8 protein-coding genes are annotated in these 10,541 nt (G+C 66.0%); all 8 read left to right on the top strand.

The genetic code is table 11. The features are described 5' to 3' along the window. The first annotated feature begins 13 nt into the window (after positions 1 to 13). The 8 genes from AB3L03_RS06795 to AB3L03_RS06760 all read left to right on the top strand — a co-directional run bounded on the left by AB3L03_RS06795 (position 14) and on the right by AB3L03_RS06760 (position 10,492). Entirely contained in the window at positions 14 to 2,551 is a 2,538-nt protein-coding gene (locus tag AB3L03_RS06795; RefSeq protein ID WP_368508368.1) for a circularly permuted type 2 ATP-grasp protein, read from the top strand. After that, positions 2,548 to 3,426: a transglutaminase family protein gene (locus tag AB3L03_RS06790; protein WP_247488099.1), complete on the top strand. Its 879-nt coding sequence runs from the start codon at positions 2,548 to 2,550 to the stop codon at positions 3,424 to 3,426. Before AB3L03_RS06795 ends, AB3L03_RS06790 begins: the two co-directional genes overlap by 4 nt. 210 nt (positions 3,427 to 3,636) lie before the next feature. Continuing rightward, positions 3,637 to 4,464: a metal-dependent phosphohydrolase gene (locus tag AB3L03_RS06785; protein ID WP_026233269.1), complete on the top strand. Its 828-nt coding sequence runs from the start codon at positions 3,637 to 3,639 to the stop codon at positions 4,462 to 4,464. Positions 4,465 to 4,476: 12 nt separating this feature from the next. Beyond that, entirely contained in the window at positions 4,477 to 5,367 is an 891-nt protein-coding gene (locus AB3L03_RS06780; RefSeq protein ID WP_204510658.1) for an alpha/beta fold hydrolase, read from the top strand. A gap of 135 nt (positions 5,368 to 5,502) precedes the next feature. Continuing rightward, positions 5,503 to 6,129 (top strand): GTP cyclohydrolase I FolE, encoded by a 627-nt coding sequence (gene folE, locus AB3L03_RS06775; protein WP_018456940.1) that lies wholly within the window; start codon positions 5,503 to 5,505, stop codon positions 6,127 to 6,129. A gap of 27 nt (positions 6,130 to 6,156) precedes the next feature. Further along, on the top strand, positions 6,157 to 7,680 hold the full coding sequence (locus AB3L03_RS06770; protein WP_204510659.1) for an FAD-dependent oxidoreductase: 1,524 nt from the start codon (positions 6,157 to 6,159) through the stop codon (positions 7,678 to 7,680). 179 nt (positions 7,681 to 7,859) lie between these two features. Beyond that, positions 7,860 to 9,068: an ABC transporter substrate-binding protein gene (locus tag AB3L03_RS06765; RefSeq protein ID WP_018456938.1), complete on the top strand. Its 1,209-nt coding sequence runs from the start codon at positions 7,860 to 7,862 to the stop codon at positions 9,066 to 9,068. Positions 9,069 to 9,262: 194 nt separating this feature from the next. Continuing rightward, positions 9,263 to 10,492 carry an acyl-CoA dehydrogenase family protein gene (locus tag AB3L03_RS06760; RefSeq protein WP_018456937.1) on the top strand — a complete coding sequence of 410 codons (1,230 nt, stop codon included), beginning with the start codon at positions 9,263 to 9,265 and terminating at the stop codon, positions 10,490 to 10,492. The last annotated feature ends 49 nt before the right edge of the window (positions 10,493 to 10,541 follow it).

Here is a 10,541-nt window from a genome sequence, read left to right as displayed (position 1 = left end):
CAGGGAGTGGCGCATGGCCGAGGGCGCAGCCGAAGAGGACGACAAGGCGGGTCAGGCGCAAGGTCAACGTGATGGCCAGCGCGAAGGCCAGCGCCGCTTCGCGCAATGGGTCCGCGACTACAGGCGCCTGCCCGACATCCCCGACGAGTTTCTCGGCCCGGACGGCAAGCCCCGCGCGGTCTGGAGCCGCTTCTTCGATGCCTTCGGTGCGCTCGCGCCCGATGAGGTTGAGCGGCGGTTTGGCATGGCCGACCGTCATCTCCGCGAGGCCGGCGTCACCTATCGCGCGCCCGGCGAGAGCGCCGACCGGCCCTGGTCGATCAGCCATCTGCCGCTGCTGATTGACGAGGCCGACTGGAAGCAGCTGTCCGACGGCATCACCCAGCGCGCCGAGTTGCTCGAGCTCGTGCTGCGTGACATCTATGGCGAGGGCCGCCTCGTCGCCGAAGGCGCGCTGCCGGCGGCCGCGATCGCGGGGAGCCCCGAATATCTCCGTCCCGCCTGCGGCGTGCCGCCGCCGGGCGGGCGCTATCTCTCGCTCTATGCCGCCGATGTCGGCCGCGGGCCCGACGGACGCTGGTGGGTGCTCGGCGATCGCACGCAGGCGCCGTCGGGTGCGGGCTATGCGCTGGAGAACCGCCTGGTGCTCTCGCGCGCCTTCTCGGACCTCTACAAGTCGATGAACGTGCCGCGCGTCGCGCCGTTCTTCGAGGCGTTTCGCGACAGTCTTCGGGCGCGCGCCGACCGCGACGAGCCGCGGATTGGCGTGCTCACGCCGGGCAGCTTCAGCGAGACCTATTTCGAGCACGCGACGTTGGCGCGCTATCTCGGCTTCCTGCTGGTCGAGGGCGACGATCTCGCCGTCAGCGACAATCATATCCACATCCGCACGGTTGCAGGCCTCAAGCGCCTCGACGTGCTGCTGCGCCGTGTCGATTCCAATTCGCTCGATCCGCTCGAGCTCGATGCCTCGTCACGGCTGGGCGTCCCCGGCCTGATCGACGTGCTGCGCAAGGACGGCGTCGTCGTCGCCAACATGCCGGGCTCGGGTGTCCTCGAGGCGCGCGCGATGCTCGGCTTCCTGCCGGCGCTCAGCCGCCGGCTGCTCGGCGAAGAGCTGAAGATGCCGCACATCGCGACCTGGTGGTGCGGCCAGCGCTCGGCGCGCGACGAAGTGTTGTCGCGGCTCGACGAGGTCGCGATCGAAGGCGCGTATCGGCGCGGCGTTCCCGGTTTCGACAGCAACGGTCCGGTGCTCGCGAGCGAACTCGACGCCGCCGGGCGCCGGCGCCTGAGCGACGCCATCGCTGCGCGCGGCATGGACTATGTCGGCCAGGAGGTGGTGCGGCTCTCGACCATGCCGGTGTGGGAACAGGGGCAAATCACGCCGCGTCCCTTCGTGCTGCGCGTGTTCGCAGCCGCGACGCCGGACGGCTGGGCCATCATGCCCGGCGGCTTCTGCCGGATCGCCGAGCAGCCGGATGCGCGCGCGGTGTCGATGGGCGACGGCGCGCGCTCCGCCGACGTCTGGGTGGTCTCGGACAAGCAGGTCTCGACCGCGACGCTGCTGCCTGCGGTCGACAAGGTGCGCATCCGCCGGATCGCCGGCGTGCTGCCGAGTCGCGCCGCCGACAATCTGTTCTGGCTCGGCCGCTATCTCGAACGCGCCGAGGCGACGCTGCGGCTGGTGCGGGCGCTGGGCTCGCCGAGCGGGCCCAACAAGGGCACCGCGGCCTCGCTGCAATCGGCGGAGCGTATCCAGCGCCTGCTGGTGACCTGGGGCGCGATCTCGCAGACCTCGCGCGCGGCGCCCGGCCGCATCGTTGCCGAAGCGCTGCAGAGCCCGGAGCGTTTCGGCTCGGCACTGTCGCTGGTCCGCGCGGCCCAGCGCACGGCGACCTCCTTGCGCGAGCGGCTGTCGCCCGATGCCTGGCAAGTCATCACCGAGATGGTCGAGCGGCTGGCCGTCGAGGTCGAGGACGACGACAGCGTGCTGAGCGCGGCCGAGTTGACCTTGCAGGAGCTCGCGAGCTTTGCCGGCCTTGCGCATGAGAACATGAACCGCGCCGCCGGCTGGCGCTTCCTCGATATCGGTCGGCGCACCGAGCGCGCCATCAACACCACGCGCTTTGCCCGGCAGTTTGCCTATGACGAGGCCGGCGACGAGGATCTCGATATCCTGCTGACGCTGGTGGATTGCCAAATCACCTACCGCTCGCGCTATCTGCTGGCGCCGATCCTGGCGCCGGTGCGAGACCTCGCCGTGCTCGACAATTACAATCCGCGTTCCGTGGCGTTCCAGGTGACGACGCTGAACGAACACATCGCCGCACTGCCGAGCCTGAAGGAGCACGGCCTGATCGAGAAGCCGCAGCGGCTTGCGGTCGCGCTGCAGGCGATGCTTGCGACCGCGGAGGCCGAGAAGCTCGAGGTCAAGACGCTGTTCGCCCTGGAGCAGGATCTGCTCAGCCTCGCCGAGGCGGTCGGGCAGCACTACTTCCCGCACGGTCCCAATGCGAGCCGGCCGGAAAAGCTGACGGGGCTGGCGTGATCTACGATATCCGTCACGTCACCACCTACGAATACGAGAGCCCGGTTAGCTTCGCGCGCTGCACGCTGCGGCTGGAGCCGAGGAGCGGCAATGGCCAGGAGCTGATTTCGCATAAGGTCGAGATCCGTCCGCGCCCTGCGGAGCGTAGCGTCCGGCGCGATTTCTTCGGCACCTTGACCGAGAGTGTCGTGATCGAGGCCGCGCATCGCACCCTGCGCATCGATTCCCGCTCTCGCGTGAAGGTGTCGCGCCAGCCGCCGGCGCGCGCCGCTGTCAGCCCGGCCTGGGAGAACATTCGCGACATCGCCTTCGAGGCGACGAGCCTCGGGCCGTCCTCGCCGGTCGGCTATGTCTTTGCGAGCCCGCTAGTGCCGGTGCTGGGACCGGTCAGCGCCTATGCGGCGGAAAGCTTTGCGCCCGGCGCGGGCATCCTTGCCGGGGCGGTCGATCTGATGCATCGCATCCGCACCGAATTTCGCTACGACCCCAAGGCGACGGTGATCTCGACGCCGCTCAACGAGGTCTTCGTCAAGCGCCATGGCGTCTGTCAGGATTTTGCCCATGTGATGATCGCGGGCTTGCGCGGGCTGGGCCTGCCCGCGGCCTATGTCAGCGGATATTTGCGCACCATTCCGCCGGCGGGCCAGCCGCGCCTGCAGGGCGCCGACGCCACCCATGCCTGGGTGTCGCTGTGGTGCGGGGACGAGCTTGGCTGGGTCGATTTCGACCCGACCAACGATCTTATGGTTGCTGGCGACCATATCGTGCTCGCGGTCGGCCGCGACTTCTCCGACGTTTCGCCGGTCGACGGCATCATCGTCGGCTCGCCGAAGCAGAAGCTCGACGTCGCCGTCGACGTGCTGTTGGTGGAATGATTGCGGGTCCTGCCCGCGACACCCATCCCGGGTGTGGCGGGTCTGCACCGCAACCGCGATATCGCGGGGCACAAACCGCAACATATTTCCGAGTTTGCGCCCCCGGGTTTGGCCAGTCGGCCAAGATGGGCTATGCTGGCGCCTGCTCGAGGACGAGAATGAGACGTCGGGAATTGGCGTGGAAAACCACCGACAGACGGGGCTGCATCCATGATGACGTTACCGAAACTGGCGGCGGACTCCCTTGAAAAATTGCTGGGCTCGTTCATGCGTCGCCGGTTCGACGAGCCCTCTGCGCGCATCGTCGAGAGCGCAACCCGCACGGCGATGGAATGCATCGGCAATAGCGACGCGCTTTATCACAATATCGAGCATACGATGCTGGTGACGCTGGCGGGTCACTCCATCCTCAGCGGCCGATATCTTCACGCCCATCTGTCGGCGGAAGACTATGTCCATGTCCTGATCGCCTGCCTGGCCCATGACATCGGCTATGTGCGCGGCCTGTTCGAGGAGGATGACACCGATGGCTTCGTCATCGATGCAGCCGGCACCAAGGTGTCACTGCCGCGCGGCGCCTCGGATGCAAGCCTGATGATGTATCATGTCGACCGTTCCAAGCTTTATGTTTCGCGGCGGCTGCGACACATTCCGGGGCTCGATCCGGAGCGCATCGCCCGCGCCATCGAGGGCACCCGGTTTCCGGCCCGGGAAGGCCAGGACTATGACGACGAGGCCTCGATCCTGCGCGCCGCCGACTTCATCGGCCAGCTCGGCGACCCCAATTATCTGCGCAAGGCCAATGCGCTCTACTACGAGTTCGAGGAAGTCGGCATCAACCGCCAGCTCGGCTACGATTCGCCGGCCGACATCGTGAACCGCTATCCGCAGTTCTATTGGAATAGCGTCGCGCCGCACATCCAGACCGAGATCGGTTACCTCAACAAGACCGAGATCGGTCGGCAGTGGATCGCCAACCTCTACAGCAACGTGTTCCGCGCCGAGCGTGACATCACGTTATCCGGGCCGCAAAAATAGCTCCGCTTTCTAATGCAACAAAAAACGGTCACCACCGATATCCTCGACATCGCCTATCGCGAATACGGCGCGCCGGACGGCTGGCCCTGCATCATGGGTCACGGCTTTCCCTACGACGTGAACGCCTATGCCGAGACCGCGCCGATCATGGCGCAAGCGGGCGCCCGGGTGCTGGTGCCCTGGCTGCGCGGCTACGGGCCGACGCGATTCCGCTCCGCTGCGACGTTGCGCTCCGGCGAGCAGGCGGCGCTGGGCGCCGATCTGCTGGCCTTCATGGATGCGCTTGGAATTGCGCGCGCGGTCGTCGGCGGTTACGACTGGGGCGGGCGCGCAGCCTGCGTGGTCTCGGTGCTGCATCCGGAGCGCGTGATCGCGCTCGTCTCGGGCAATTCCTACAACATCCAGAACATCGCGCGCTCGATGGAGCCGGCTTCGCCACCGGAGGAGGCGGCGCTCTGGTATCAATATCTCTTCCACAACGAACGCGGCCGCCGTGCGCTGGAGCGCAACCGGCGCGGTTTTGCGCGCCAGCTCTGGTTGATGTGGTCGCCGAGATGGGCCTTCGACGACGCGACGTTCGAGACCAGCGCCATCTCGTTCGACAATCCTGATTTCGTCGATGTCGTGATCCACTCCTACCGTCATCGTTACGCGCTGGTCGCGGGCGACCCCGCCTATGCCGCGATCGAGGCGAAGCTCGCCGCCCAGCCGCCGGTTCAGGTGTCGACCATCGCGATCGACGGCGACAGCGACGGCGTCAATTCCGGCACCGCGCACCATGCACGCAAATTCGAGGGCTTTTTCGAGCGGCGCGTCTTTGCAGGGGCCGGCCACAATTTGCCGCAGGAGCGGCCGGCCGAATGGGCCCAGGCCGTGCTCGACGTGCGGAAAGCGGCCTCATAGCGCCGGATTTCTCGTCCCGCTGTCTTGCCGCTCTCACAGCTTCCAATTTTTCCTGATTCCGGGAACCTTTTCCGATCGCAGCCGTCCAAGCTGTGGGCCGCCTTCTGTATGCGGTTCGTTGCAGGGGAGTTTTCGATGAAGACGCAAACGCGCAGGCTGGAACGTGTCGCGGTCGCGCAGGCGCCGAGCGAGCGGCCTGAGAGGGCGGAGGTCGAGCAGGCGATCCGGACCATGATCCGCTGGGCCGGCGACGATCCCGCGCGCGACGGTCTGCGCGATACGCCGGACCGGGTCGCGCGCGCCTTCGAGGAGTATTTCTCCGGCTATGCGCAGGATCCGACCGAAATCCTGCAAAAGACCTTTGAGGAGATCGAAGGCTATGACGAGATGATCGTCCTGCGCGGCGTTCGCTTCGAAAGCCATTGCGAGCACCACATGGCACCGATCGTCGGCCGCGCCTGGGTCGCTTATATCCCGCAAGGGCGCGTCGTCGGCATCTCCAAGCTCGCGCGTCTCGTCGACATCTACGCCAAGCGGCTTCAGATCCAGGAGAAGATGACCGCGCAGATCGCCAACACGATCAACGACGTGCTGAGGCCCGAAGGCGTCGGGGTCATCATCAAGGCGACGCATCACTGCATGACCACGCGTGGCGCACATAAGCCCGGGACAGATCTCGTCACCAGCCGCATGCTCGGCGTGTTCCGCGACAATGCGTTGACACGCCAGGAACTGCTGGGGTTGGCCAATTCGGACGATTGATCCGCGACGGCTCAAGGAGGCAACGCCATGACCGAAGACAAGAAGCCAAGCGGGCCCGACCTGAGCCGAGGCGTGACGCTCGCCGCGTTCAAGGACGGCAAATTGCTCGGCCATGTCGGCGAGGAAGACGTCCTGCTGGTGCAGGCCGGCAGCGAGATCTTCGCGATCGAGCCGACCTGCAGCCACTATCACGGTCCGCTCGCGGAAGGACTGGTAGTGGGCGACACCATCCGCTGCCCCTGGCATCATGCCTGCTTCTCCTTGCGGTCAGGCGAGGCGACCCGTCCGCCGGCGCTGAATGCGCTGGCGTTGTGGGAGGTCTCGCGCGATCAGGACAAGATCGTCGTCCAGCGCAAGCGCGAGATGCCGAAGCCTCCGGCGTGTCACCGGACGGCGCCAACGCCGGAAAAATTCGTCATCATCGGTGGCGGCGCGGCGGGTTTCGCGGCGGCGGAGACGCTCCGTCGCGAGGGCTTTGCCGGCGCCATCACCATGCTCAGCAATGACAGCGCGATGCCGGTCGACCGGCCCAATCTTTCCAAGGATTACCTCGCGGGCAACGCGCCGGAGGATTGGCTGCCGCTGCGAGGCGAGGACTATTATCAGGACGCCGGCATCGATCTCAGGCTCAACACGAATGTTGCCGCGATCGAGGCGAAGACGCGCAGCGTGACGCTGGGCAACGGCGACAGGCTGCCGTTCGACCGGCTGCTACTCGCGACCGGCGCCGAGCCGGTCCGATTGCAGATTCCGGGTGCCGACCAGCCCCATGTCTACACCCTGCGCTCGGTCGCCGACAGCCGCGCCATCATCAAGGCGGCGGGCAGCGCCAAGCGGGCGCTGGTGATTGGCGCCAGCTTCATCGGCCTCGAAGTCGCGGCCTCCTTGCGGGCACGCAAGATCGAGGTGCACGTGGTCGCGCCGGACGAACGGCCGATGCAGAAGGTGCTCGGTCCCGAGATGGGCGACTTCGTGCGCGCGCTGCATGAGGAGAACGGCGTCAACTTCCATCTCGAGGACACCGTGGAAAAGCTGGACGGCACGCGCGCCACGTTGAAGAGCGGCGGCGTGATCGAGGCCGACCTGGTCGTGGTCGGCATCGGCGTCAAGCCGCGCCTTGCGCTTGCCGAGCAGGCGGGGCTTGCGGCCGATCGGGGCGTCAGCGTGAGCGAATATCTGGAGACCAGCGTATCCGGCATTTTCGCGGCCGGCGACATCGCGCGCTGGCCCGATCCGCATTCGCGGCAAACCATCCGCGTCGAGCATTGGGTGGTGGCGGAGCGGCAGGGCCAGACCGCGGCGCGCAACATGCTCGGCAAGCGCGAGCGCTTCGAGGCCGTGCCGTTCTTCTGGTCGCAGCACTATGACGTGCCGATCAACTATGTCGGCCACGCCGAGAGCTTCGACGACATCGCGATCGACGGTAGCATTTCCGGCAAGGACTGCCTGCTGAAGTATAGCAAGGGCGACCGCGTTCTTGCGGTTGCTTCAATTTATAGGGATCTCGACAATCTCAAGGCCGAGCTGGAGATGGAGCGGACACGCGGCTGAGGCGCGCATCCGGTCTCGATTTGCGTCAATGGTGCTGCCCGCGAGGGCGGCTGTGCACCGGCTGATCAGCAACTCGACGCAAGACCGCCTTGCGGAACTCCGCTGATCTGACGTGCTGGCAAGAAGCAGCACGCCGCGCGCCTTCCGAGTCGCGCGGCGATCATCACCGGGGAGAAACCATGAAAGCCGCTTTGGTCCTGGCTGCAGCCTTGGCTGCCTGCCTGTCCACGCCTGTCTCCGCGCAGAAATCCTACGGTCCCGGCATCAGCGACACCGAGATCAAGATCGGCAACACCATGCCCTATAGCGGCCCCGCTTCGCCCCTCGGTATCACCGGCAGGGTGATCTCGGCCTATTTCGACGAGGTCAATGAGAAGGGCGGGATCAACGGCCGCAAGCTCAATCTCCTGTCGCTCGACGACGCCTTCTCGCCGCCGAAGACCATGGAAGCGGCGCGGCGGCTGGTCGAGGGTGACGGCGTCGCCTTCATCTTCGCGACCATGGGCACGGCGCCAAGCTCGGCGATCGCGAAATATCTCAACAGCAACAAGGTGCCGCAGCTGTTTCTGATCAGCTCGGCCTCGAAGTGGAACGATCCCGCCAACATGCCCTGGTCGATGGCGCTGCCATGGGCACCGAACTACACCAGCGAGGCCGCGATCGACGTCGCCTATGCCCGCGCCAAGAACCCGAATGCGCGCTTCGCGGTGCTCTATCAGAACGACGACGCCGGCAAGGAATATCTGCGCGGCGTCAAGGAAGCGCTTGGTGCCGACGCCGACAAGGCGATCGCGATGGCGTCGAGCTTCGAGGTCGCCGACCCCACCGTCGATTCCCAGGTGCTGACGCTCGCCAACACCAAGGCCGACGTGTTCATGATCTATTCGGTGACGCCGCGCGCCTGCGCCCAGGCGATTCGGAAAGCGCATGAGGTCGGCTGGCAGGCGACGCGCTTCCTCGCCTCGGGCTGTGCCAACAAGGCGACCGTGATGGTCCCGGCCGGCCTCGATGCCGGCAAGGGCGTGCTCTCGCTCGGCTCGCTCAAGCCGTTCGTCGAGGCGCCGAAGGACGATCCGGCGATGACGGCCTATATCGATTTCATGAAGAAGCGCCTGCCCAATGCCGACGTCAACAACGTCGCGGGTCTCTACGGCTACACCGTCGCCGAGGCATTGGTGGTCTTGCTGAAGCAGTGCAAGGACAATCTGACGCGCGAGAACATCATGGCGCAGGCGGCCAATTTGAAGAACGTGCCGCTATCGCTACTGATGCCCGGCATCACCCTCAACACCACGCCGCAGGATTTCCGCCCGATCAAGGACGGCTATATGCTCCAGTTCAATGGCAACGACTGGATCGTCGCCAGCGAGCTGCTGCGCGGCACGTGAGGGGCACGCGAGCGGCAGCATAGACAGTGCACCCTCTCCCCTTGCGGGAGAGGGTGGATCGCCGCGAAGCGGCGAGCCGGGTGAGGGGTATCTCTCCGCGAGTCGTCTCTACATTTGAACTCGCGGATACAACCCCTCATCCGGCGCTTCGCGCCACCTTCTGCCACAAGGGGAGAAGGGAACAGGAGGACCCCATGGATTTTCAACACTCCGAACGTTCGCTGGAGCTGCAGGAGCGGGTCCGCCGGTTCATGCGGACGCATGTCGAGCCGGTCGAGGAGCTCTACTACGAGCAGGTGAAGCCGGAAGCGACACGCTACAGGACGCCGCAGATCCTTCAGGACCTGAAGCGGCTGGCGCGCGAGCAGGGGCTTTGGAACCTGTTCCTCTCCGGCGAGCACGGCCAGGATCCCAACAACACTGGCTTGACCAATCTCGAATACGCGCCGGTGAAGGAGATCATGGGCCGCATCCTCTGGGCGCCGGAGGTGTTCAATTGCTCGGCGCCCGATGTCGGCAACATGGAGGTGCTGGCCAATTACGGTACGCCGGCGCAGCAGGAGCGCTGGCTGAAGCCACTGCTGGAAGGGCGCATCCGCTCCGGCTTCTCGATGACGGAGCCGCAGGTTGCCTCCAGCGATGCCACCAACATCCAGTGCGAGATCAGGCGCGACGGCGGCGACTACGTCATCAACGGCCGCAAATGGTTCACCTCGGGCGCGATGAACGAGGATTGCGAGATCCTGATCGTGATGGGCAAGACCGCGCCCGACGATCCCGATCGCCACCGCCAGCAATCCATGATCCTGGTGCCGAGAGCGACGCCTGGCGTGCGCATCGTCCGCGACATGCTGACCTACGGCTATGACGACGCGCCGGTCGGCCATCCCGAGATCGTCTACGAGAACGTTCGCGTGCCCGCGGAGAACATCCTGCTCGGCGAGGGCCGCGGCTTCGAGATCGCGCAAGGCAGGCTCGGCCCCGGCCGTATCCACCATTGTATGCGGCTGATCGGCTGCGCCCAGCGCGCGCTCGAATTGATGTGTCAGCGCGCGGTCTCCCGCACGGCCTTCGGCAAGCCGCTCGCAGAACAGGGCTCGGTGCGTGAGGACATCGCGCACTCATTCTGCGAGATCGCGCAGGCGCGGCTCTTGACGCTGCAAGCCGCCGACAGGATGGACCGCGAGGGCAACAAGATCGCGCGCGACCTGATTGCGGCCGCCAAGATCGTGGTGCCCAGCATGGCCGCCCGCGTTATCGACCGCGCCATCCAGATCCACGGCGCTGCCGGCGTCTCGCAGGACACGTTCCTGGCGCGTGCTTACGTCTACGCCCGCTTCATCCGCATCGGCGACGGACCGGATCAGGTGCATCTGGCCGCGGTGGGGAAGGAGCTGATCAAGCGTGGCGGGGTGATGGGCTAGCAAACGCCATCACTGACGGCCCCATTTCTTCTTTCCCGCGCAAAGCAAG

The sequence above is a fragment of the Bradyrhizobium lupini genome, assembly GCF_040939785.1.
Lineage (GTDB): Bacteria > Pseudomonadota > Alphaproteobacteria > Rhizobiales > Xanthobacteraceae > Bradyrhizobium > Bradyrhizobium canariense_D.
The sequence above is the reverse complement of the archived record's forward strand: the minus strand, read 5'-3'. Positions and strand labels throughout refer to the sequence as shown.